The organism is Scandinavium hiltneri, assembly GCF_024764835.1.
Classification (GTDB): domain Bacteria; phylum Pseudomonadota; class Gammaproteobacteria; order Enterobacterales; family Enterobacteriaceae; genus Scandinavium; species Scandinavium hiltneri.
Map to the genome: position 1 here is coordinate 15,507 of NZ_JALIGE010000066.1, position 24,229 is coordinate 39,735.

Consider the following 24,229-nt stretch of genomic DNA (forward strand, 5'->3'; position numbering starts at 1 on the left):
ACCCCAAAAGGCGTTATGATGCGCACCATAGTGCAAAAGGGCTGCACCACGATGGATATCTTGCACCAAAATAGTGCTAATGTGTGAAATGCGGGCACTGTTTTGGTGCAATTTGCGTGATTAGGCCCTTTTTACTCTTCGTGAAAGCGATCACACGACAACTCTGCGATACTTGTTTGCAGAGGATGTTTGTGATCCTGTTTAGTCCTGCGATTAATCCGTGTACAATAACGCGCTATTTCTAATGCCTGAGGCAAAGTTGTGATCGAAAATCTGCGTAACATCGCCATCATCGCGCACGTCGACCATGGTAAAACTACCCTGGTTGATAAGCTGCTGCAGCAATCTGGTACTTTCAGTAACGAACGTGCTGAAGCCACCGAACGCGTGATGGACTCCAATGATTTGGAGAAAGAGCGTGGGATTACCATCCTCGCTAAAAACACCGCTATCAAATGGAATGACTACCGTATCAACATCGTTGATACCCCAGGGCACGCCGACTTCGGTGGTGAAGTTGAACGTGTAATGTCCATGGTAGACTCCGTTCTGCTGGTCGTTGACGCAATGGATGGCCCAATGCCGCAGACGCGCTTCGTAACCAAAAAGGCATTCGCCCATGGTTTGAAGCCGATCGTGGTTATCAACAAGGTTGACCGTCCTGGCGCACGTCCTGACTGGGTTGTTGATCAGGTCTTCGACCTGTTCGTAAACCTGGATGCGACTGACGAACAACTCGACTTCCCAATCATCTATGCATCTGCACTGATGGGTATTGCGGGTAACGATCACACCGATATGGCGGAAGATATGACCCCGCTGTACCAGGCGATTGTTGACCACGTTAAAGCACCAAACGTTGACCTTGATGGCCCGCTGCAGATGCAAATCTCCCAGCTGGACTACAACAGCTACGTGGGTGTTATCGGCATCGGCCGCATCAAACGCGGTAAAGTGAAGCCGAACCAGCAAGTCACTATCATTGATAGCGAAGGCAAAACCCGTAACGGTAAAGTCGGTAAAGTCCTGGGCCACCTCGGTCTGGAACGTATCGAATCTGCTGAAGCGGAAGCTGGCGACATCATCGCAATCACCGGTCTGGGCGAACTGAACATCTCTGACACCATCTGCGACGTGCAGGCGGTTGAAGCGCTGCCAGCTCTGTCTGTTGATGAACCGACCGTAACCATGTTCTTCAACGTCAACACCTCTCCGTTCTGTGGTAAAGAAGGTAAGTACGTGACTTCACGTCAGATCCTCGACCGCCTGAACAAAGAGCTGGTGCACAACGTGGCACTGCGTGTTGACGAAACCGAAGATGCGGATGCATTCCGTGTATCCGGTCGTGGTGAGCTCCACCTGTCCGTTCTTATCGAAAACATGCGTCGTGAAGGCTTCGAACTGGCTGTGTCCCGTCCGAAAGTTATCAACCGTATGATCGATGGTCGTATGCAAGAGCCGTTCGAGAACGTGACTCTGGACATCGAAGAACAGCACCAGGGTTCTGTAATGCAGGCAATGGGCGAGCGTAAGGGCGATGTCAAAGACATGATCCCTGACGGCAAAGGCCGTATTCGTCTGGATTACCTGATCCCGGCACGTGGCCTGATCGGCTTCCGTACCGAGTTCATGACCATGACTTCCGGTACGGGTCTGCTGTACTCCACCTTCAGCCACTACGACGACGTTCGTGCGGGCGAAATCGGCCAGCGTAACAACGGCGTGCTGATTTCTAACGGCCAGGGTAAAGCAGTCGCGTTTGCGCTGTTCAGCCTGCAGGACCGCGGTAAGCTGTTCCTGGGTCACGGTGCAGAAGTTTACGAAGGCCAGATCATCGGTATTCACAGTCGTTCTAACGACCTGACTGTAAACTGCCTGACCGGTAAGAAACTGACCAACATGCGTGCGTCCGGTACTGACGAAGCGACAACTCTGGTTCCTGCACAGAAGATGTCCCTGGAACAGGCTCTTGAGTTCATCGATGACGACGAACTGGTAGAAGTAACACCTACTTCTGTCCGTATCCGTAAACGTCACCTGACCGAGAACGACCGTAAACGTGCTGGCCGTGGGCCAAAAGAAGCGTAATTAACGTCTTCTGCATGTAAAAAAGCCGCTGAATTTCAGCGGCTTTTTTTATGTTTTATCAATGCTTAACGTTTATCCCATGCATCCTGCCAGTTGGTGCCGGTTGCTGGCGCGTATGCCCAGGCTGTACCTGAACACCAGCCAGAGTACGGGAACGGTTTACACTGATAAATGCTGCCATCACTGGCCAGGACTTTAGTCCCCTCGGTGTAGCTGGCAAGGCCATCAGGGTAGACATAGTCATAATCCCCAGCCGGAGTTGGCTGCCCGGCCGCGTGAACCTGCAGCGTGACATTACCCGTCGCGCTCAAACCGCTCTGATCGGTGACTTTCACCTGCAGCGCATAGCTGGCTTCTTTTGCATCTGCCGGTTCGATAATGGTCAGCGTATTCGTATCCTGACCACTTACCTGGCCAACACCCGCCGGTAACGTCCAGTGCCACTGTAATTGCTGAGCAGAGCTGTCCGGATCGGTCGCGGTGGCCACAATCGTCACCTGGCTACCCGCATTCACCTGCTGCATAGACGAAACGGACAGTGTCGGTTCCACAGGCTGACTCGGATCGGTCACCGTTACGGATGTATCCGCATGGGATGACTGCTTGCCATCATTGACCGTCACGCGGAAGCTGTAACTCGCCTGTACCAACGGAGAAGCAACGGTAAAGGTGGCTTTTGCTGCATTCTCGTTCGACAGTTTTACCGCCGGGCCGCTAACCTGTTCCCATTTCCAGGTCAGGCTATCGCCGTCCTGATCGGTAGAACCGGATGCATCCAGGGTGACTACGCCCGCTTTATCAATCTGCTGGCTAATACCTGCATACGCCACTGGCGGATGATTTTGGTTCGGGTTAACGTTGTTTTGCGTAAACGGCGCAAAAACATTGCTATAGGCGTAAAGCGGTGCCTGCTGTTCGGTCATGCCGCTGTGTTCCGGAGAAACCTGTTTCGCCACACCCGGGCGGTCGCGCATCATCGACCAGGCGCCAATCATACCAATGCCGTGATCTTTTGCGTGCTGATAAACGTGATTCGCATCAGACAGATAGAATACTTCACCCTGAACATCGTTGTAACCGATCATCGGGGTAGTGCCGAGCATGGCATAAATCGCGTTGTCACTCTTCTCAGGCCAGATAGATTTCACCTGTTTAAAGAGGTTATCAACCGCATCGGTGGCACATTTACCGTGAATGTTCTGGCCTTCGGTACCATCAGACTGGCACTGGATGTTACCGTAATCCATGGTCATCACGTTCACACCATCCAGCTCAACGCCTTTAGCTTTCGCATCCTGCAGCACGTAGATGCCTTCAGGAGTCAGACCGGTCGGCAGAATCGGCAGGGTGTACCAAATCGCCACATGACGGCCCTCTTTTTTCCACTGATCTTGCACGGCTTTAACCGCCTGGTTACGACGTCCGATAGACTCATGATCGGCAACCCAGGTGCCCTCAATATCAAAGTCCAGCACCTGTAAATTCAGGTTATCGACGATGTCGTAATAGTGCTGCTGGAGATCGGCTACATTTTTACAGCTTGCCGCCAGTGGGCTGTTATTCGCTCCGCCGATAGACACCATCACATCACCGCCTGCTTCACGCAGCGCTTTGATTTTGCTGTACTGCGCGTAATCACCCATGCTGTAAGCGGTGCCCCAGGTAGGCATACAGGTGTTCGCATCTTTCGATACCACGAATGCCAGGGTGTAGTGGGTCACGTTATTGCTTTGGGCAACAGAGGCAAGATCCGGAATGCTGTTCAGGGTGAAATCGACATACGGCGCGTAGAACTGTTTTGGCCACGCAGATTGCGGGGTCCCGACACGCTCTTTGGTATTGCCCCATTCCACGTAGGCGCGCCATGGTGAAACGCCTTCTGGCGTCACGTCTTTAACCTGCCACTGAGCAACATAGGGTGTGCCGTTCCAGGTCATCAATGCACCGGCGTCATATAACGTATTCAGGTTTAATGCTGGAGCAGCATTGGCTTGTGCCTGCGTCAGGGTGCTCGTTGCGCCCAAAGGATACCAGGGTTTTGCGTTATCTTTTGTCGGGTTCTGATTTTCAGGTAATGAAGGGTCGTTGGCATTGGTATAAAACAGGGCTTCATAAGACTGGCCGCTGCGGGTAACAATATCGCCCGCGTTATAGACTTTTCCATTCACCCATTCTGGCGTTACCTGCCAAACTTTCCATGGATTTTCTTTGCCTGGAATATATGAATGAGCAGGAATTGATTCGTTGGTTTTATAGGTTGCACCGCTATACTGGACTTTTTCGTCTTTTGAATACGACTGATCCTGACTGAATTCAGGCAGATTAACCGTGTCACTCCCACCGGCAATTTCACAATCAGTTGGATTGCCATATTGTGATAATTCTTGCGCAGTCGCCGCTCTGGTCAGGCGCCATGGATTATTAGCCTGATCCTGTTGTGCATTGCCAGGGCACTGGTCTGCACCGACCCACCAGGAATTCTGGTAAACGCTGTTATTAAAGATAACGTTGAACTGTTCGCTACCTTCCTGACCATTCCATGCTTCTAATGCAAGGGCTTGCCCGGCAAAGCAAAGGGCACCCACACCAAATAAGGCTTGAGTTAGTTTATTGAGTTGCATAATTACATTTCCATGGGTTATATATTATGGATTTAAATTCGTGATGTAAATGATATATAAAAACCACGAGTCAATAGCGGTAATGCTAATTCAAGGGTAAAAGAAAATAAAGCATGCTTCTTTTATTAAGCACCAAAAAACAATTTATCAAGTGAATGGGTTTATTAGGGTGATTGATAATAAATATAATAATATGATTATTTAAAGTGACTTATGGTTGTGAAAATTTCGAACGTAATACAGTTAATTCTAATTAATTATTCATTTATTTGGCTATTAAGTGAGTTCAAAAGTAATTCCATCCGAAGTCGTCATGATTTACCGTGAGAACCTGCGCTGTTGCCGTTGGGCGATCTCTTCCACTCCCTGTCATCTACGCTACCAAGTACCATTAAGCCGCCGAGCTAAACCTGTCTCCCCAAAGTGTTATCTCTATAGTCAAACCCCGCCTTTCCCGCTACAGTTATTTTTCCATGACACAAAAGGAGAGGATCATGCTCTATATCTTTGATTTAGGTAATGTGATTGTCGACATCGACTTCAACCGCGTGTTTGGGGCGTGGAGTGATTTCAGCCGCGTGCCGCTGGCAACGCTGAAGCAAAATTTCGTCATGGGCGAGGCTTTTCATCAGCACGAGCGCGGTGAAATAACGGATGAAGCGTTTGCACAAGCGCTGTGCCATGAGATGGATCTGTCGCTGAGCTACGAGCAGTTTGCTCACGGCTGGCAGGCCATTTTTGTCGGCTTGCGTCCGGACGTGATTGTCATCATGCACAAGCTGCGCGAGCAGGGCCATCGCGTGGTCGTGCTCTCTAACACCAACCGTCTGCATACGACCTTCTGGCCGGATGAATACCCTGAAGTACGCGCCGCGGCTGACCATATCTATCTTTCGCAAGAAATGGGTATGCGTAAACCGGAAGCACGAATTTATCAACGGGTGCTGGAAGCGGAAGGATTCTCCGCCGACGATACGGTCTTTTTCGACGATAACACCGATAATATTGAAGGTGCCAACCAACTGGGGATCACCAGCATTTTGGTGACCGGAAAAGAGACCATCCCTGGGTATTTTGCGAAACAGTTATGATAAAAAACGTTCATCAAAAAGCCTCCCGTCACGCCAGGCCGCTGGTTGCCTGGCTGAAATTACTCTGGCGACGCATTGATGAAGACAACATGACGACGCTGGCCGGTAATTTGGCCTACGTGTCGTTACTCTCTCTGGTGCCGCTGATCGCTGTCATTTTTGCCCTGTTCGCGGCATTTCCGATGTTTTCTGATGTCAGCATTACACTGCGCCATTTTGTCTTCGCCAACTTTTTGCCTGCGACCGGCGACGTTATCCAGCGCTATATCGAACAGTTTGTGGCGAACTCCAGTAAAATGACGGCGGTGGGTGCCTGCGGGCTTGTCGTGACCGCACTGTTGTTGATGTATGCCATTGATAGTGCATTGAATACCATCTGGCGCAGCAAACGCGTGCGCCCCAAAATCTACTCTTTCGCCGTGTATTGGATGATATTGACCCTGGGGCCGCTGCTGGCCGGGGCGAGCCTGGTCATCAGTTCTTATCTGCTGTCGTTGCGCTGGGCGAGCGAGCTTAACGGCGTCATCGATAACGGTCTGCGCATCTTTCCGCTGCTGCTCTCCTGGATTTCCTTCTGGATGCTTTACAGCATCGTTCCAACCACGCGGGTGCTAAATCGCGATGCGGTGCTCGGGGCGCTGGTGGCGGCGCTGTTGTTTGAGCTGGGTAAAAAAGGCTTCGCCCTTTACATCACCACGTTCCCGTCTTATCAGTTGATTTATGGCGTGCTGTCGGTCATCCCCATTTTGTTTGTTTGGGTCTACTGGACGTGGTGCATCGTCTTGCTTGGCGCGGAAATAACTGTCACTCTCGGGGAGTATCGAAAACTCAAACTCGCTGCATTACAACAAGAAGACGAACAACCATGATTGCATTAATTCAGCGCGTAACCCGTGCCAGCGTCACCGTGGAGGGCGAGGTGACGGGTGAAATTGGTCAGGGACTTTTGGTGTTATTGGGTGTCGAAAAGGAAGATGACGAGCAGAAAGCGAATCGCCTGTGCGAACGCGTTCTGGGCTACCGAATTTTTAGCGATGCCGACGGCAAAATGAATCTGAACGTACAGCAGGCTGGCGGCAGCGTGCTGGTGGTGTCGCAGTTTACTCTCGCGGCGGATACCGAGCGCGGTATGCGTCCGGGCTTTTCCCGCGGTGCGGCTCCGGATCGGGCAGAAGCACTCTATGAATATTTTGTTGAGCGTTGCCGCCAGCAAGAGATGCCAACTCAGACCGGGCGTTTTGCTGCGGATATGCAGGTTTCCCTTGTTAACGACGGTCCCGTGACCTTCTGGTTACAGGTATGAGCCCTCAGGCAGGTTGGGCGCGGGCCGCAAAAGAGAGTTCCGCTATGTATCACCTTCGAGTACCGCAAACGGAAGAAGAATTAGCGTGTTATTACCAGTTCCGCTGGGAAATGCTGCGCAAGCCGCTACATCAGCCGCAGGGCTCTGAGCGCGATGCCTGGGACGCCATGGCGCATCATCAGATGGTGGTGGACGAAGCGGGTAAGCTGGTGGCGGTAGGCCGCCTGTATATTAATGGCGATAACGAAGCCTCTATTCGCTTCATGGCGGTCGACCCGGCGGTACAGGACAAAGGTCTCGGCACGTTGATGGCGATGACGCTGGAGTCCGTAGCGAGGCAGGAAGGCGTGAAGCGCGTGACCTGTAGCGCCCGTGAAGACGCCGTCGAATTCTTTGCCAAGCTCGGTTTCGTGAACCAGGGTGAAATCACCACGCCACAAACGACGCCGATTCGGCACTTCCTGATGATTAAACCCATCGCGACGCTCGATGATATCCTGCACCGCGGCGACTGGTGTGGACAGCTTCAGCAGGCGTGGTACGAACACATCCCACTGAGCGAGAAAATGGGTGTACGTATTCAGCAATACACCGGGCAAAAATTCATCACCACCATGCCGGAAATTGGCAACCAGAATCCGCATAATACCCTTTTCGCTGGCAGCCTGTTTTCCCTCGCGACGTTGACCGGCTGGGGCTTGATCTGGCTGATGCTGCGTGAGCGTCATCTCGGCGGCACGATCATTCTGGCCGATGCCCATATTCGCTACAGCAAACCGATCAGCGGCAAGCCAAGTGCGATAGCCGATCTCGGCTCACTCAGCGGCGATCTCGACCGCCTGGCGCGCGGACGTAAAGCCCGCGTTCAGTTGCAGGTTGAGCTATTCGGCGACGAGACCTCTGGCGCGATTTTTGAAGGCATCTTCATGGTTCTGCCCGCCAAACCTTTCGGGCCGCTGGAAGAGGGCGGTAACGAAGAGGAGTAGTCCTCATTTCTGGCCCGGCGTGCCGATACGACGGGCTACATTCTGTATGACTTCTCTTGCCGACTGACCGACTTTCGCAAGCTGAAAGAATCCATGAATCACACCAGAGCAGTGCTGTGTAGTGCACCAGACATTTTGCTTCTTCATGCGATGGAACAGGGCTTCTCCCTCATCGCACAGTGGGTCGCATCAAGCGTTATATCCTGGATCCAACCCTTTGAAAAATGCCACTTTGTGGGGGAAACAGATTCTGGAAAGCTGCTCGCAAAAGCGATCAGAATCTCAATTTTCGACTTTAAGCCTTCTACGACCATGTGTATTTTGATGGCTAATTAAGCAGCAATGATATACTTGAGGTATATATGAGCGTGGTGTCAGGAATGGATATGGGTCGAATATTACTCGATTTATCGGATGAGCTTATTACGCGCCTCGATGATCTTAAGCAACATCGTAACCTTCCGCGAGCCGAGCTTCTGCGGGAGGCCGTAGAACAATACCTTGAAAGGCAAAATCAAAACGCCATTGCAGATGCGCTTGGACTCTGGAAAAACTGTGATGAAGAAGGCGTTGAGTATCAAAGAAAACTGCGAGAGGAGTGGTAATAGAAATGACCGCTGCTCTTTTTGATACCAATATCTTAATCGATTTATTTAGTGGTCGCCGTGAAGCCATGGAAACGATCGAAAAATATGCTTCGCAGCGCGCAATTAGCCTGGTGACCTGGATGGAGGTGATGGTCGGTGCCAGAAAATATAACCAGGAAAACCAGACGCGTCTCGCACTGTCTGTATTTGAAATTATCGACATCTCGAAGGACATTGCAGAAAAGAGTGTTCAGATAAGGCAAGAGCATGGGATGAAACTTCCTGATGCCATCATCCTGGCAACTGCGCAGGTGCATCGGCGCAGTTTATTGACACGCAATACAAAAGATTTTTCAGGGATATCCGGCGTAGTGACGCCATACATTTTATAGAGTCGGGCAACCCAATGCTGCCCGATTCTTAAAGGAAATTACTCCCCTTCGCCCGGGAACAGGAACGGGTTGATGGAACTACGGGCAAAGCCCTCTTGTTCCATTCGCGCGTCCAGCACCAGCGAGGCGAGGTCGTCGGCCACGGGCTCGACGTTGGGGTCTTTTTCCTGATACAGGATTTTGAGGTAGGTTCCGCAGTCGCCACAGCTTTCGGCTTTGACGGAGGCCTGCTCGTTATCCAGTGACCAGTAGTGTAAATCGCGGCTCTGCTCGCAGTTACTGCACTTCACGCGCACCACGTGCCATTCGGATTCACACAGGTTGCAGTGCAGGTAGCGCAGCCCTTGTGTAGTACCAATTTGCACCACGCTCGACACCGGCATTGAACCGCACACCGGGCAGAACTGGCGATGTTCGCCGTATTCCGCACGGGCTTTCCCCGGAATAAGGTTCGCCATTTGCGCCCAGTACAGCGACAGCGCGGCCCAGATGAACGGGGCTTTATCGCTGCTGACGGAGGAGAAATCAGACGCGAACAGCGCAGATGCCATCTCTTCCAGCTCCGTGTCGGATGCTTTTTCAAGGTTCTCGATAACTGCCAGCGCCGGGCCACTCATTTCAGGTTTCAGCTCGGCAATCATCGATTGCAGCAGTTTCTGCCAGTGCTTATCACGCGGCAGCGTACTGATATCCAGCGGCGGTTTGCCCTGGTCTGCCGCTTCTTTGATCCGTGCGGTCAGATCCATTTGCAGCGGGTGGTCGTAAAGCACCACTTCCTGGGCGTGGGCTATCAGCGCCGCAAAACGCAGGTAGTCACCAAGCGGATTGTCCTGCGCCAGCTGCAGCAAGCGTTCCGCTCTGCGGTGATAAAGATTTTTCAGTCGCGGGAATAATAACGGCGGAATTGCTTCCGCCGTACGTTTCTCGCTACTCCCCAGTTCATCTTGTGGGATTATGCGAATACTCATTCGGTCGATTTTTCCTCTTTCTGGCGGACTTCACGGTACCAGCGCGGGTGATGTTTTTTCGCCCATGCGCGGGTGACCCAGCCTTCCACCATCGCGGTAATGGTGCCTTTGACCCAAAGGGCCGCGTAGATATGCACCATAATAACCACAATTAACGCGACTGCGGCAAATGAATGCAGCATCAGCGCGATGCGGATAATCGGGATTGGGAAGGCTGGCGCGAAGTAAGGTCGCCAGATAATCACGCCGCTCACCAGCAGCAGCACCAGGAAGATAATCGCCGCCCAGAAAACGCACTTCTGGCCGAAATTGTATCGTCCTGTGTCACCCACTTCCTCGTTGACGATAATCTTGCGGATATTCTTCGCCCAGAAGATATCGTCCCGATTGATGAGGTTGTGATGCCAGTAACGGAAGAACATGATGATGAACGAAGCGAACATCACCACCCCGACGAACGGATGCAGAATACGCGCCAGCTGCGGCGTGCCGAGAATATGCATCAGCCAGTTGAAGGACGGGAAGAAAAAGCCCAGTCCGCTCACCGACGCCAGAATGAAGCAGAAGGCGGTGACCCAGTGGTTGATGCGTTCCGGCGCGGTGTAGCGCACGATGGTGTCACGACGTTTCATTTGCGCACCTCGTCTTTATCTTCATGCAGATTATCCTCTTCCTCATCGGCGCGGTTCGGACCGACCCCGACGTAGTGGAAGATGCTGGCCGCAAAGGTTGCTGCGAAGCCAACTGCCGCGAGCGGTTTCCAGATACCTTTCCAGAATTTAACGGTTTGACTGATTTCCGGATTTTCCGGCAGGCCGTGATACAAACCGGGTTTGTCGGCATGATGCAGGACGTACATCACGTGCGTACCGCCGACGCCCGCAGGATCGTACAGACCTGCGTTGTCATAACCGCGCGTTTTCAGCTCGGTGACGCGCTCGCCCGCCAGCACTTTCATATCCTCTTTAGAACCAAAGTGGATAGCGCCGGTTGGGCACGTTTTCACACATGCCGGTTCCTGGCCCACGGTGACGCGGTCAACGCACAGCGTACATTTGTAGACGCGATTGTCTTCCGGGTTCAGACGCGGCACATCAAACGGACAGCCTGCGATGCAGTAGCCACACCCGATGCACTGCTCAGACTGGAAGTCGACAATGCCATTGGCATACTGAATGATAGCCCCTTCTGATGGACAGGCTTTCAAACAGCCAGGATCAGCGCAGTGCATACAGCCATCCTTACGGATAAGCCACTCCAGTTTGTCGTTCTGCTCGACTTCCGAAAAGCGCATCACGGTCCATGATTTTGCGGTCAAATCCGCCGGGTTGTCGTACACCCCGACGTTGTGACCGATTTCATCACGGATATCGTTCCACTCCGAACAGGCCACCTGACAGGCTTTGCAGCCGATACAGGTGGTCACGTCGATGAGTTTCGCCACTTCCTGTTGATGATCCCGTGCCTGAGGCGCGGGCGTGAAACCGTTAGTCGCGGAACGGCGAATAATATCTTGAGATTGATAAGCCATATTTCGTCTCCGCTAGACCTTTTCCACGTTCACGAGGAAGGATTTAAACTCCGGCGTCTGGGTGTTGGCATCGCCAACAAACGGCGTCAGGGTATTCGCGATAAAGCCTTTCTTCGCGACGCCCTGATAACCCCAGTGGATCGGAATCCCGATGGTATCCACGTCTTTCCCGTCTACCTTCAGCGTGCGGATACGTTTGGTCACCACCGCCTTGGCTTTGATATAGCCGCGGTTGGAGGAGACTTTCACCGTGTCGCCGTGACCGATGCCGAGTTTACCCGCCAGCTTCTCACCAATCTCGATGAACTGTTCTGGCTGCGCGATAGCGTTCAGCAACGCGTGCTTGGTCCAGTAGTGGAAGTGCTCGGTCAGACGATACGTGGTCCCAACGTACGGGAACTTATCGTGTTTACCCATCGCTTCCATATCGTCTTTGAACACGCGTGCGGCCGGGTTCGAAATGACGTTCGGGTGCAGTGGGTTGGTACCGAGCGGCGTTTCAAACGGCTCGTAGTGTTCCGGGAACGGCCCTTCTGCCATCTTATCAAGAGCAAACAGGCGTCCCATTCCTTCGGGTTGCATGATGAATGGCCCAACGTCAGTCCCCGGCGCTGCGGTGCTGTAGTCCGGAATATCCACGCCGCCCCATTTCGCGCCATCCCATTTGATCAGCTGGCGCTTCGGATCCCACGGTTTACCCTGCGGGTCTGCGGAAGCACGGTTATACAGGATGCGACGGTTCAGCGGCCACGCCCATGCCCAGCCGAGCGTATTGCCCAGGCCTGATGGGTCGGCGTTATCGCGACGCGCCATCTGGTTGCCGTCCGGCGTCCAGCTGCCGGCGAAAATCCAGCAACCGCTGGCGGTGGTGCCATCGTCACGCAACTGTGCAAACGAACTGAGCAGCTGGCCTTTTTTGACGATAACCGCGCCGGTAGCCGGGTCGGTTATGTCTGCCAGCGCTTTACCGTTGCTTTCCATCGCCACTTCTTCCGAAGCAGGCTCGTCCGGCGTGGCGTAATTCCACGTCATGTTGAGCACCGGTTCAGGCGCCGGGCCGCCGTCTTTGGCATACATTTCACGCATACGCATGAAAATACCGGCCAGGATTTCACCATCGGTTTTGGCGATCCCCGGGGCATCCGCGCCTTTCCAGTGCCATTGCAGCCAGCGGCCGGAGTTAACGATAGAACCGTTCTCTTCGGCGAAGCAGGTCGATGGCAGACGGAATACTTCGGTCTGGATTTTTGACGGGTCAACGTCGTTCTGCTCGCCGTGGTTCTGCCAGAAGGTCGACGTTTCAGTATTCAGCGGGTCGATGGTGACGAGGAATTTCAGCTTCGACAGCGAGGCTACAATCTTGTTTTTGTTCGGGAACGACGCCACTGGGTTAAAGCCCTGGCAGAGATAGCCGTTCACCTGGCCTTTGGACATCATCTCGAAGTACTGCAGCACGTCGTAGCCTTTGTCCCACTTCGGCAGCCAGTCAAAGCCCCAGCTGTTTTCCGCGGTCGCCTTGTCGCCGTAGAAGGATTTCATCATCGAGACGAAGAACTTCGGATAGTTGCCCCAATAGTTTACCTGGCCTTCCAGCAGTGGTTTTGGCGTATTGGCGGTCAGATAGGTTTGCAGGTCAGTCTGTTTTTCGCTTGGCAGCGTCATGTAGCCCGGCAGGCTTTGCGACAGCAGGCCAAGGTCGGTCAGGCCCTGAATATTGGAGTGACCGCGCAGGGCGTTCACGCCGCCGCCTGCCATACCCATATTGCCGAGCAGCAGCTGGATCATCGCCATGGTGCGGATGTTTTGCGCGCCGACGGAGTGCTGCGTCCAGCCCAGGGCATACAGAAATGAGGCGGTTTTATCGTGGGCGCTGGTTTCCGCGATGTACTCGCAGACTTTCAGGAAGTCAGCTTTCGGCGTACCACAAATGTTCTCAACCATCTCAGGCGTGTAGCGGGAAACGTGCTCTTTCAGCAGGTTCCACACGCAGCGCGGGTGAGTCAGCGTGGTGTCGCGTTTGGCGTGGCCGTTTTCGTCCAGCTCATAGTTCCAGCTGGTTTTATCGTACTTGCGTGCGTCGGCGTCATAACCCGAGAACAGACCGTCGTCGAACGCGTAATCTTCGCGCACAATCAGGCTGGCGTTGGTATACGCCTCAGTGTATTCACGGTTAATTTTTTCGTTATTCAGCAGATACAGAATAACCCCGGACAAGAAGGTAATGTCCGTGCCGGAACGAATCGGCGTATAGAAATCGGCGACCGATGCCGTACGCGTAAAGCGCGGATCGATAACGATAAGTTTGGCGCCATTGTGAATTTTGGCTTCCATCGCCCAGCGGAACCCGACTGGATGCGCTTCAGCGGCGTTACCGCCCATCACCACGACCAGGTTGGCGTTTTTAATATCCACCCAGTGGTTGGTCATCGCACCGCGACCAAATGTTGGAGCAAGACTTGCTACCGTTGGTCCGTGTCAGACGCGTGCCTGGTTGTCCACCGCGAGCATACCAAGCGCACGGGAGAATTTCTGGGTTAAATAGCCGGTTTCGTTACTGGACGCAGATGCACACAGCATACCGGTGGAGAGCCAGCGGTTGACGGTGGTGCCTTCGGCGTTTTGTGCAATGAAGTTGGCGTCACGATCGGCTTTCATCAGTTTGGCGATGCGTTCGAACGCGTCGTCCCAGCTGATTTGCTGCCATTTATCGGAGCCTGGTGCACGGTATTCAGGGTATTTCAGACGGCTTTCGGAGTGGATGAAATCCACCAGACCCGCGCCTTTCGGGCAAAGCGCCCCACGGTTTACCGGATGATCCGGGTCGCCTTCGATATGGAAGATGGATGCTTTGGCGTTCTTTGCTCCGTCACCGAGGCTGTACATCAACAGCCCACAACCGACAGAACAATATGTGCAGGTATTACGGGTTTCACGGGTACGTAGCAGTTTGTACTGCCGCGTTTCCGCCAGCGCTACGCTTGGGGCAAACCCCAAAGCAGCTGCCGTTGTGCCTGCCATACCGCCAGCGCAGATCTTAAAGAACTGCCTTCTGCTGACCTGCATGGTCACTCCTTGTTTCGACATTGCTTCCCCGTCGCCACTCAATACCTAAACCGCTAAGGGGATGGATTGTTATTTACCTTTGCGGTTGTTGCCACAAAGGTTCAGAATTGGGGTAATCTCCCTCATTCCTGGAGGGATATGCCTTCAGAATACCACAATGTGTGTGCGTTTGTTCTAATACGGTTAATGTAAAGTGAACGAAAAATCATCAGAACAGGTTGGTAATGTGAGTGATATCACTGGAATGCGTCAGGTGAATCTCTGGAAGCGCCAGGATTTACACCATACTCAGCAGGACGAGCTCGCGGAAGAGGTCCCTGTGGCGCTGGTCTATAACGGTATTTCGCATGTGGTGATGATGGCATCGCCGAAAGATCTGATGCTTTTTGCCATTGGTTTTTCCCTCTCCGAAGGAATTATTGAAAACCGATCCGAAATTTTCGGGATGGAAGTGCTACAGGTCTGTAACGGACTCGAAGTGCAGATTGAACTCTCCAGCCGTCGTTTTATGGCACTCAAAGAACGCCGTCGCGCGCTGGCCGGACGCACAGGCTGCGGCGTTTGCGGCGTGGAACAGCTTGATGATGTGGGGCGCCCGATAGCGCCGCTGCCGTTCAGCCAGACTTTCAGCCTCAAATATCTCGATCTCGCGCTCGAACACCTCAATGATGTCCAGCCGGTGGGCCGCCTGACGGGCTGCACCCACGCTGCCGCGTGGGTTACCCCTAACGGCACGCTGGCGGGCGGAATGGAAGACGTTGGTCGCCATGTGGCGCTGGATAAACTGCTGGGACGACGCGCGGGAGAAGGTGACGCCTGGCAGCAGGGCGCAGTGCTGGTCTCCAGCCGGGCCAGCTATGAAATGGTGCAGAAAGCCGCGATGTGTGGCGTAGAAATCCTGTTCGCTGTCTCCGCAGCGACGACGCTGGCGGTCGAAGTGGCTGAGCGCTGCAACCTGACGCTGGTGGGCTTCTGCAAACCAGGCAGGGCGACGATTTATACCCATCCTCAGCGGCTTGTTTAATTTCTTCTCAATAATGAGACAAATTATAATCTGTATTATGCGGAAATATTGATGATAGTAATTTCAACGTAATTCTTTATCGGCAGATTAAATTATGGACCTTACCTCACCCTTTCTCATTAAAATCCAGGCTAATGTGGGATCTTTCCTTGTCAAGGATCTGACATGTCACATGGACCGTTTAAAGAATATGTCGTAGATGGCGCAATATTACATTGTCCTTTTACCTCTTCTCCTATTACCCTGAAAGCCACTGATGCCCGAACTGTAAAAATACAGAGCAAAGCTGTCTGTACCGAAGACGATAAGCAAGCTACAAATAATAACCATAGTGAATGTATTAAAACATTAAAGCCCTGCACGCCAATGTTAATGGCGTGGTTAAATCCACGTGGTCAGGCTGCCAATGTTCTATCAAATGGCCATGTTCGCCTTCTTGATGACGCAACGATCAGATGCTCGCACGGTGATGAACCTTTATCATTTTTTAATTCCGGACAAATATCGACTATTGCTATACCGGGGTCGGGATTAATTACTTTACCGAAGGAAGTGCGTGAAGCAGGTTTTGCTGTGCGTCATCCGATAAAAGCATGGAATATTGGGGCACACTCACCGGGGAGTAACAACTTATCTACCATCGCGGTTTTGTTTGCCAATGGAATGGGCTGGAAGCAGGATAAGCTCACCGAAGGTACATTAACCAATGCGTTTCGGCATACCATCTGGCAGGCAATGATCAGTAATGAGTATGGTAAAGATTATGCTACCCAAGTTGGAAGTGCGCATGAAGATCACCCGCTCCTGCTTAGACAGATTGAAGCATGCCAAAAGGGAGGTCTGGTGGTTTGTAGTTTATTAACGACGGATGAGGCAGACGAAATTATAGATTTGAAGAACAATATAATTGGTCGATATGTTGGTTTAAATAATCCCGGTAAAAGTAATAGTGAGTTGGCTAAGATCATACTTAACATTCTGCTTGAAAAGGGGCTTTATACGATAGCGATGAAAGGGGTGAAGTATTGCCATATTGTACAGCAGACGATAGATATAAGTACCTTTGATAAATCAATTGGAAATGTTGATAGTGGGTTAAATCATGGAGACAAAGAGCGACAAGATGAAAGAGGGTAAAGGAAAATATATCTATTTATTTGGTTGTTGTGCTTTGGTTGCTGTTTCAATTTTCATTTTTTATCCGGAAAATAAACGAGTTCTCGAAAAGGTTGCAGAGATCTGTAGTAGTGGGCAGAAACAGCTAAAACTTCACCAAGTGACCGATTTTGAATGGGATACAGTTTACATCCAATATGGACTCTCGACAGAGTTTATGTATGAGGACTATAACTTATCCGGCATTGGTGAGGATAACGTTACTGAGTCTTATGGCCTCTCTCTCTATTTCATAAAAAATGGGAAAGGTGTTTATATGGAAAATCATGAAGAATATACAAGAACGTCACCGGCAGTAACGGCTGTCGTCCATCAGCCACCAATATATGTAGAATTTGATGATCTGTTTTTTGAAAGTCATAAAGGGAAAAGAGATCGTATTTCAATCTCTGCGATATTCAATAACAACACAAATCTAACCATAAATATCAGAGACATTTATGGTGATAAAATCTGCACTGTGACTGGCGGCATTGGTGATGTTTCCGGCATCTATTCAGGAGGCTGAATCTCGCCCTTACCATTAGTCAATTAATTTGAATGAAGTAAGCAAAACCTTCCGCTATTCGTTGGGTGAATGTGAGGCTATGATTTATCACATCAAGGCAAAATGCCTTACCAACACAAATTAACTGAAGGGTATACATCATGAATAGCATCAAAACTTTTGTCGCAGTTATCGCTCTCGCAACGTCATTCGGTTCTTTCGCTGCACAGACTGTCACCGCAACCTCTTCCACCATCGACGGTGCAGAAGCGAAAATCGCAGCACAGGCTCAGGAAGCTGGCGCATCTTCTTACACCATTACCCAGGCTTTCACCGGTAACCGTGTACACATGACCGCTGAGTTAAATAAGTAAGTCATAGCCACTGTCCCTGGCTCGTCTTGAGCCCGGGACAGGTTTCATTCCCGCAGCAACCGCACAAACTCTTCCGCACTTTTTAATCCCGCAATTTTCCCCGGTAAATGCTTGTACAACGTTCTGGCCAGATAGCTGAATATTTTCAGTTCATGGCGGGCAGATGCGCTGGCGCAGGCGATCAGCAGATGACTCACTGGTTCATGGTTGACGACAACAGGCCGGGAAAGCGTAATGAAATAGCCACGAAATGAGGTCTCTTTTTCGCTCCAGCAATGGGGAATCGCCAGCTGATTGACGATCAAATTCTCCCCTTCCTGTTCACGCTGGCAAATACGGCAGGCTTCCTCGTCGGTGAGATGCCCTTGCCTGACCAGGCGCTGGCTGACTCGCGCACAAATCTCAAGCCAGCCGTCGTTGGGCTGATTTTCTTCATGAAAACAGGCATCGACGGGGAATAAGCGCTCCAGATGCTGGCGGATATACGCGGTATCGAGGAAATCTTTAATCTGGCCGATACCCGCCGGGGTGATGATATTGCGGATATTGAGCACATTGCCGAGGTTGACGTTGAGCTGAAGATGGCTGTTATTGATGATACAAACCGGCTGAATTTCGTCACGCAGGCCCATCAATCCGGACAGACTGCGGGCAATATGCACCCGACAGTTAGGCACGTCCCGCTCGATAGCCAGCTTGTTAATGGTGGCGATGGCGTTTTGTTCGGCGAGCAAAATCACCGGCTGCCGCTCTGTTTGATGGCGTTCCAGCGCGCAGGCGAAATACAGCCCAATCAAGTCGCTGTCAGAAACGATAATTCCCAGCCGTTCCCGCAGCAGGCCGATAAAACGAATGCTCATATCAAACGCCACGGGCCACGCGGCTTTCAGGTTATTCATGCTGCTCTGACGGCTTTCCGCCACCCATACCGGTGATGCGGCACAGCGCGTCACATGTCCGGTTAAATCCTCAATAAGCTGTGCGTCCTGCACACCGCCCGGATGGTCAATCAACGCCTCATCCAGCAGTTGTTGGATCCTGTCTGGCGTTATCTGCGTGGCGTTGTACTGCAACGCATCCAGCAACGAAATCAGTACGCTCAATGTCTTCTGATTAAAATAAAACCCTGCATTCTCAATACATACAGCGATTTCGTGATCCGCATCGACCAGGGGCGCACTGTGGATAAGATTTCGCATCGCCCACACCGCCAGCACCACGCTCACCACATAGTCACGGTGGATGGCCGGCCAGGCCTGAATCGCACTGATGCCGGCCGTCAATCGTTCGATGGCGGCGTAATTAAAGCCAGTGAGAGACGACACAAACGGATCTTTTTTCAGCAGGTTAGCGAGGATCAGAATCTGCCGGGCTTCAGGTTCGTCGATGAAGTACCCGAGGCCGGGCCGACCGGCAATGATGAAGACCTTTTCATAGCGCTGGCGCAGTTTCACCAGCTTCTCCGCAATCAATGTTTCGGGAAGATTCAGCGCATCAGCCAGCTGAAGACGAGTAGTAAACCCGTTGAGCAACAGCAGCGCCAGCAGCTGATCGTCGTTGTCATGGCGCTGAAGCAGCTGGAAATAGTGCTTTCTGTCGAGAATTTCCAGCTGCACGCCTGCGCTGCCCTGACGGGTTACCCGGGCGCGTCCGCTGAGCGTAAAATTCAGATAATCAATGTCCCGCGAAATGGTCCGGGCGGAAACGCCAGCGTGTTGCGCCAGTTCCGCAAGGGAACTGGGCTGATGTTCCAGTTTTTCCAGAAGAGAAAGCTGGCGGTCGTTAAGCATCCTGTTGTTACCTGAAATCCCGCAAAGCCGCCACGGTATCACCATTCAGCCGCTGTAAAAGTGTGCGGACCACGGTAAACAACGTGTTGTAATCTTTTTCAGAAATCATCCCGTTATTGGCGTGCAAGTAGCGCGTCGGTAGACACAATGCCAGTACTGGCCGACCGCCGCCCATTACGTTATAGCGTCCGCCGTCGGTGGCGCCGGTTTTCATGATGCAGAATTGCACGTCACTCTCGGTCTGGCTGGCGCACTCTTTCAGCATCGCGGTCAGTTTCTGGTTGGGGAAATAGCGCTTATCGAACAGCATCGCCGCCGGACCGTGCCCGAGTTTAAGCGGAAATTTCACGCTATCGATGCCCGGCACATCGCCCGCTACGGCGGTATCCAGCACAATGACTACATCCGGTTTGATGTGCTCGGCTGAGGTCTGCGCCCCGCGCAGGCCGACTTCCTCTTCCACGCTCGCCACGCCGAACAGCGTAATGTCCGGGTTATTGACCGCCTGGAACAGCTCCGCCATCAGGGCGCAGCCTGCACGGTTATCCAGCGCTTTGCCGACAATTTTATCGTCTCCCCAATGGGCGAAATGCGCCTCTGGGCTGATGAAATCACCAATGCAGATGCCGATATTTTCCACCTGTTCGCGGCTGTTGGCACCAATATCGATAAACATTTCATCGAAATCAACCGGTTGCTGCTTTTGCTTTTCACTCAACGCATGAGGGGCCACAGAGCCGATCACGCCGGGCACGTGTTTTCCGGCACGGGTACGAATTGTCACCCGATGATTGAGCATCGACTGGCTCCACCAGCCGCCGATGGTGGCGAAACGCAGAAAACCGTCATCGGTAATGTGGCTGACCATAAAGCCGACTTCATCCATATGACCGACAATCGCGACCTTCGGCCCGCGGTTGCCTTTGCGGGCGATAAAACTGCCCAGGCCATCGAAACTGATGTCATCCGCACAGCCTTCGAGCGTCGCCCGCAAAATATCGCGAACTTCCTGTTCATCACCACTGACGGCGGTGGCATTGCAGAGTTGTTTAAGCAGTTCGTTGTTCATTCAGAGTGTCCTGTTTCGCCGTTTTGCGCTTCAGCCAAAGGCCTTTGAGCACAATAATCAATGTGATATTGAGTGCCAGGCCGCATGCCAGCACCAGATAAAACGACCCGACCGGCGACATCAACCCGATCAGCGGATCAAACACACCAAGTCCCGGTGCAAGACGCTGAATGCCAAAGGCGATAACCAGCATGCCGGTGATGCCCCCGCTCAGGGTATTGGCGGTGATCATCGGCAGCGGGGCGGCCAATGCATACGGGATCGCCGGTTCGGTGGCGACGGTAGCGCCCACGATAATCGCGCTGCTGGCCGCGCTTTTTTCCTGTTGGGTGAAGAGCTTCGGCGCAATATAGGTGGCGATCCCGGCGGCCATTGGCGGCATCAGCGCTACTACACCCACGATGGCGTACCAGTCGTAAATGTGTTTTTCCAGCAGCGAGAAGCAGAAGAACCACGCGGTTTTGTTGATCGGGCCGCCCATATCAAACGCCAGCATTGCGCCAACCAGGAACGCCGCACCGAGCTTCATTGATGGCGGAATGGTGTTGAGGAAATGCAGCAGGCCGCTCATCAGGTCGGACATAAACGGCCCGACGATGTAGTAGGTCAACACGCCAAACAGCAACAGCGTGACGAAAGGGATAAGCATCGAACCGAGTAACGGCTGCAGGGCTTTGCCGAGGCGCACCTTGCGAAACCACAATACGAAATAGCCGATTGCCAGGCCCAGCACTACCGCGCCGAGAAAACCTGCGCCGGACTGCGTGCCGAGCAGGGCTTTGTCATTCGCCAGATAGCACACCAAAAATGCTGGCGCGAAAGCCGGTTTATCGCCAATTGACGACGCGATGTACGCCCCCATTATGGGGATCATAAAAGTGAAGCCGAGATAGCCGATGGACTCGACCACCCAGGTAAACGACGGCGCGCCTTTGGCCATATCGGTATACGGCAAGCCCATTTGCACCAGCATATTGGCGATCGCCACCAGGATACCGCCGCCTATCACAAACGGTAGCGCGGCAGAAACACCTGCCATCAAATGGCTCATTACGCTGCCCTGCGCCACGTCCTGTTTGCCCAGCTTCATGCTGCTGTCTGCGGAGAACGTCTGTGAATGGCTCGCTAACTGAGGGAAAATGGCGTCGATATTTTTCAGCGCCTGAGAGATCGGGATTTCGTAGACTTTTTTGCCGACGAAACGCTGCCGGTCATCATTACTGATGCCGCGCCCGGTGGCGAGGATCACGTAATCGGCGGCGTCGATTTCCGCATCGCTCAGGCGGTTTTCGACGCCGCTTGAACCCTGAGTTTCCACCCGAATGGTGTGTCCGAGCTGGCGGGCTTTTTGTTCCAGCGCTTCGGCCACCATATAGGTGTGCGCGATCCCCGCCGGGCAGTTAGTTATGGCAACAACGCGTAATGACGATTCCATGGCCGGTTCCTGTTAGTCGCTGAGCGTGTGATTGAGCTGCGTGAGAATTTGGCTGACGTCGCCCTGTTGCAGCTGGCTGATAAAGTCGGCGTGGATAATCTTGCGGCACAGCGCACCGATCATTTTCACCTGGTTTTCTTCCCCTTCCTGCGGAACGCCGATGCAAATCCAGCCGTTCACCGGTTCGCCGTCTGCGGCCTGCCAGTCAACGGGATTTTCTCGGCGGGCAAACAAAACGAAAGGATGTTTAACCACGCGGCTTTTGCCATGCGGTACCGCGATGCCGGAACCAAAGCCGGTGGAGTGCAACTTTTCGCGTTGCAACAGCGTTTGCAGAAACTGGTTTTTATCGCTGACAAAGCCGCGGGTGAACGCCATATCGGCCAGCGATTTCAGAATGGAATAGGACGTATTGCCACTGATGTTGAGATTGATGCAGTCGGGGGTAAGAAGCGCCATGCTGATAATCCGTCTAAAAAACAGACACTCAGTGTAGCGGGCAGAAGGGATAACGCTGATGGGCAATATGTCGCGCGGGCGTGACAGAAACTGCGCTAAGTTTTGCGGGCTGGCGCACACTCAGACGCGGGGCCTGAGTGTGTTACCGATTAGTGCAGGCCGAAGTAGCGCAGCAGCGCGGTGACCACCGCCGCCGATAAAATCACCACGATAAGCGGCATTTTGCGCCAGGCGAGAAACACCGCCACCGCCACGCCGAGGACGCGCGCGCTACCGGCAAAATGGCTGCCTTCGAAGAACGTTGCCGCCAGCGCGACGGCAAACAGTAAGGTCGTCGCGGCGTCGTTGAGTATCGCCTGTGAACGTTCGGACAGCGCCAGTTTATTGCCGAGTTTGGTGCCGCCAAAGCGCATCAAATACGTGCCGACGGACAGGACTGCGATACCCGCAATAATCCATAAGGTCTCGCCCATTATTTCTTCCTCGCAAACAGGCCCAGCAGCGACAACAGGACCGGCACGCCTGCGGGCGTAAACGGCACAGCGGCTAACGACAACGCCGCGCCGCTCATCGCGCGGATAAGCGTGGTGCGATGTTTAAAGGCCGGGATCACCAGCGCCACGAGGATGGCCGGGAACACCGCATCGAGGCCGATGGTTTCAGGGGACGGCAGCAATTTGCCTACGCCGCTGCCCAACAACACGCCGAGTGGCCAGAGGATTGCCACGCCGCAGCCGCACAGCCAATAAGCGGCTTTACGTTGTTCTGGCGTCGGTTGTGACATGCCAAACACCACACTTTCGTCGTTCATGACATGGCAGCCAAGCAGGCCGATGGCGCGCTTGCCGACCAGGTTACGCACCGCGACGCCGAAGGGAATATGACGGGCGTTGACCAGTAAACCCGCGACGGCGGCCGCCAGTGGATTGCCACCGCTGACAATAATCCCGAGGAACATAAACTCAGACGCACCGGCCAGCACCAGCGTGGATAGCGCCAACGGCACCCACAGTGGAAAGCCCCATGACATCGCCAGCGAGCCATAGGAAACCCCGACCACGCCAACCGCCAGGTCGACCAGAAGAATTGCTTTAATGGTGTCGCCTTTCAGGCAGGCGAGGTGACGTCGGAACATAGAAATTTAGCCATATCGAACGAGTATTCATTATAATGAACGCTGTTGAGTCGATTTACAAGATGAACGATTCGTTCGATTTATAAAACACGGAGCCGTGTATGACACAGCCAATCAGCGTTATCTCCCGCAGTCTGGTGCGCGAACGCCAGCGCACCGGGCTTTCATTGGCCGAAATTGCTCGTCGTGCCGGGATAGCCAAGTCGACGCTGTCGCAGCTGGAAGCAGGCAACGGTAATCCTAGCCTGGAAACCCTGTGGTCGCTGTGTGTGGCGCTGGATATTCCTTTCGCCCGACTGCTGGAGCCGCAGGCGTCAACCACCCAGGTACTTCGCCGCGGTGAAGGTACCAAAGTGGTGGCCGAGCAGGCCAACTATCAGGCAATTTTACTTGCCACCTGCCCGCCAGGCGCCCGTCGTGATATTTACCTGTTAATGACTCAGCCGGGCGCAGACCGCATTTCTCAACCGCATCCGCCGGGTTCCGTCGAGCATATTATTGTGACTCAGGGCCGGGCGTTGGTGGGGTTAACGCAAGCGCCAGAAGAATTAGGCGAAGGGGATTACATTTGTTATCCCGCCGACCAGGAGCATGTTTTCAAAGCACTTGAAGACGATACCCAGGCCATTCTGGTCGCAGAACAGAATTAG

At 53.0% G+C, this 24,229-nt stretch carries 23 protein-coding genes and 1 pseudogene; 12 read left to right on the forward strand and 12 right to left on the reverse strand.

Annotated elements, in window-relative coordinates; translation table 11 throughout:
- Positions 1-261: 261 nt before the first annotated feature.
- A complete protein-coding gene (gene typA, locus MUU47_RS01580; protein ID WP_258986345.1) occupies positions 262-2,088 on the forward strand; it encodes a ribosome-dependent GTPase TypA in 1,827 nt (608 codons plus the stop codon).
- A gap of 65 nt (positions 2,089-2,153) precedes the next feature.
- Here the strand turns inward: typA and MUU47_RS01585 are convergent, their stop codons facing one another.
- Positions 2,154-4,709 (reverse strand): PKD domain-containing protein, encoded by a 2,556-nt coding sequence (locus tag MUU47_RS01585; protein ID WP_309578250.1) that lies wholly within the window; start codon positions 4,707-4,709, stop codon positions 2,154-2,156.
- A gap of 494 nt (positions 4,710-5,203) precedes the next feature.
- Here MUU47_RS01585 and yihX point away from each other — a divergent pair, with 494 nt between their 5' ends.
- From yihX to fabY, 4 genes are read left to right on the forward strand one after another with little or no spacing between them, the layout of a single operon-like run.
- Complete coding sequence (yihX, locus tag MUU47_RS01590; protein WP_258986346.1) at positions 5,204-5,800, forward strand: glucose-1-phosphatase; 597 nt, start codon at positions 5,204-5,206, stop codon at positions 5,798-5,800.
- A complete protein-coding gene (locus tag MUU47_RS01595; protein ID WP_258986348.1) occupies positions 5,797-6,669 on the forward strand; it encodes a virulence factor BrkB family protein in 873 nt (290 codons plus the stop codon). The genes yihX and MUU47_RS01595 overlap by 4 nt, the downstream gene beginning before the upstream one ends.
- Positions 6,666-7,103, forward strand: a complete 438-nt coding sequence (dtd, locus tag MUU47_RS01600) for a D-aminoacyl-tRNA deacylase (RefSeq protein WP_159776515.1) — start codon at positions 6,666-6,668, stop codon at positions 7,101-7,103. Before MUU47_RS01595 ends, dtd begins: the two co-directional genes overlap by 4 nt.
- Before the next feature lie 44 nt (positions 7,104-7,147).
- Complete coding sequence (gene fabY / locus MUU47_RS01605) at positions 7,148-8,089, forward strand: fatty acid biosynthesis protein FabY (protein WP_258986349.1); 942 nt, start codon at positions 7,148-7,150, stop codon at positions 8,087-8,089.
- Positions 8,090-8,092: 3 nt separating this feature from the next.
- On the opposite strand, the pseudogene MUU47_RS01610 reads toward fabY, so the two are convergent.
- Positions 8,093-8,275, reverse strand: a pseudogene (locus tag MUU47_RS01610) (alpha/beta hydrolase); the annotation flags it as partial.
- 176 nt (positions 8,276-8,451) lie between these two features.
- On the opposite strand from MUU47_RS01610, the gene MUU47_RS01615 reads away from it, so the two are divergent.
- Both MUU47_RS01615 and MUU47_RS01620 read left to right on the forward strand, forming a co-directional pair.
- A complete protein-coding gene (locus MUU47_RS01615; RefSeq protein WP_258986350.1) occupies positions 8,452-8,694 on the forward strand; it encodes a ribbon-helix-helix domain-containing protein in 243 nt (80 codons plus the stop codon).
- A 5-nt stretch (positions 8,695-8,699) separates the two neighbouring features.
- Complete coding sequence (locus MUU47_RS01620) at positions 8,700-9,068, forward strand: type II toxin-antitoxin system VapC family toxin (RefSeq protein ID WP_258986351.1); 369 nt, start codon at positions 8,700-8,702, stop codon at positions 9,066-9,068.
- A gap of 38 nt (positions 9,069-9,106) precedes the next feature.
- On the opposite strand, the gene fdhE is transcribed toward MUU47_RS01620, so the two are convergent.
- Genes fdhE through fdnG form a run of 4 tightly spaced genes read right to left on the reverse strand, consistent with a single transcriptional unit; the run spans position 9,107 to position 14,630 of the window.
- Positions 9,107-10,036, reverse strand: coding sequence for a formate dehydrogenase accessory protein FdhE (gene fdhE / locus MUU47_RS01625; protein WP_258986352.1), 930 nt, complete (start codon positions 10,034-10,036; stop codon positions 9,107-9,109).
- Complete coding sequence (fdoI, locus tag MUU47_RS01630; RefSeq protein ID WP_258986353.1) at positions 10,033-10,668, reverse strand: formate dehydrogenase cytochrome b556 subunit; 636 nt, start codon at positions 10,666-10,668, stop codon at positions 10,033-10,035. The genes fdhE and fdoI overlap by 4 nt, the downstream gene beginning before the upstream one ends.
- On the reverse strand, positions 10,665-11,567 hold the full coding sequence (gene fdxH, locus MUU47_RS01635; protein WP_258986354.1) for a formate dehydrogenase subunit beta: 903 nt from the start codon (positions 11,565-11,567) through the stop codon (positions 10,665-10,667). Before fdxH ends, fdoI begins: the two co-directional genes overlap by 4 nt.
- A 12-nt stretch (positions 11,568-11,579) precedes the next feature.
- Positions 11,580-14,630: a formate dehydrogenase-N subunit alpha gene (gene fdnG / locus MUU47_RS01640; RefSeq protein ID WP_258986440.1), complete on the reverse strand. Its 3,051-nt coding sequence runs from the start codon at positions 14,628-14,630 to the stop codon at positions 11,580-11,582.
- 244 nt (positions 14,631-14,874) lie between these two features.
- Here fdnG and fdhD point away from each other — a divergent pair, with 244 nt between their 5' ends.
- The 4 genes from fdhD (at position 14,875) to MUU47_RS01660 (ending at position 17,691) form a co-directional block, all read left to right on the forward strand.
- Positions 14,875-15,654 (forward strand): formate dehydrogenase accessory sulfurtransferase FdhD, encoded by a 780-nt coding sequence (gene fdhD, locus MUU47_RS01645; RefSeq protein ID WP_374684480.1) that lies wholly within the window; start codon positions 14,875-14,877, stop codon positions 15,652-15,654.
- A gap of 165 nt (positions 15,655-15,819) precedes the next feature.
- Positions 15,820-16,791 (forward strand): DUF6973 domain-containing protein, encoded by a 972-nt coding sequence (locus MUU47_RS01650; protein ID WP_258986356.1) that lies wholly within the window; start codon positions 15,820-15,822, stop codon positions 16,789-16,791.
- Positions 16,778-17,338, forward strand: a complete 561-nt coding sequence (locus MUU47_RS01655) for a hypothetical protein (RefSeq protein ID WP_258986357.1) — start codon at positions 16,778-16,780, stop codon at positions 17,336-17,338. The genes MUU47_RS01650 and MUU47_RS01655 overlap by 14 nt, the downstream gene beginning before the upstream one ends.
- A 140-nt stretch (positions 17,339-17,478) precedes the next feature.
- Entirely contained in the window at positions 17,479-17,691 is a 213-nt protein-coding gene (locus MUU47_RS01660) for a YdgH/BhsA/McbA family protein (RefSeq protein ID WP_258986358.1), read from the forward strand.
- A 44-nt stretch (positions 17,692-17,735) separates the two neighbouring features.
- Here the strand turns inward: MUU47_RS01660 and MUU47_RS01665 are convergent, their stop codons facing one another.
- The 6 genes from MUU47_RS01665 to MUU47_RS01690 all read right to left on the reverse strand — a co-directional run bounded on the left by MUU47_RS01665 (position 17,736) and on the right by MUU47_RS01690 (position 23,579).
- Positions 17,736-19,481: a putative frv operon regulatory protein gene (locus MUU47_RS01665; RefSeq protein ID WP_258986359.1), complete on the reverse strand. Its 1,746-nt coding sequence runs from the start codon at positions 19,479-19,481 to the stop codon at positions 17,736-17,738.
- 7 nt (positions 19,482-19,488) lie between these two features.
- Complete coding sequence (locus MUU47_RS01670) at positions 19,489-20,550, reverse strand: aminopeptidase (protein WP_258986360.1); 1,062 nt, start codon at positions 20,548-20,550, stop codon at positions 19,489-19,491.
- Positions 20,531-21,985: a PTS fructose-like transporter subunit IIBC gene (locus MUU47_RS01675; protein WP_258986361.1), complete on the reverse strand. Its 1,455-nt coding sequence runs from the start codon at positions 21,983-21,985 to the stop codon at positions 20,531-20,533. The genes MUU47_RS01670 and MUU47_RS01675 overlap by 20 nt, the downstream gene beginning before the upstream one ends.
- 12 nt (positions 21,986-21,997) lie before the next feature.
- The gene (locus MUU47_RS01680) at positions 21,998-22,444 is read right to left on the reverse strand and encodes a PTS fructose transporter subunit IIA (RefSeq protein WP_258986362.1); all 447 of its coding nucleotides are present in this window, start codon (positions 22,442-22,444) and stop codon (positions 21,998-22,000) included.
- A 149-nt stretch (positions 22,445-22,593) separates the two neighbouring features.
- The gene (locus MUU47_RS01685; RefSeq protein WP_159761608.1) at positions 22,594-22,917 is read right to left on the reverse strand and encodes an AzlD domain-containing protein; all 324 of its coding nucleotides are present in this window, start codon (positions 22,915-22,917) and stop codon (positions 22,594-22,596) included.
- On the reverse strand, positions 22,917-23,579 hold the full coding sequence (locus tag MUU47_RS01690; RefSeq protein WP_159776488.1) for an AzlC family ABC transporter permease: 663 nt from the start codon (positions 23,577-23,579) through the stop codon (positions 22,917-22,919). Before MUU47_RS01690 ends, MUU47_RS01685 begins: the two co-directional genes overlap by 1 nt.
- A gap of 101 nt (positions 23,580-23,680) precedes the next feature.
- Here MUU47_RS01690 and MUU47_RS01695 point away from each other — a divergent pair, with 101 nt between their 5' ends.
- Positions 23,681-24,229, forward strand: coding sequence for a helix-turn-helix domain-containing protein (locus tag MUU47_RS01695; protein WP_258986363.1), 549 nt, complete (start codon positions 23,681-23,683; stop codon positions 24,227-24,229).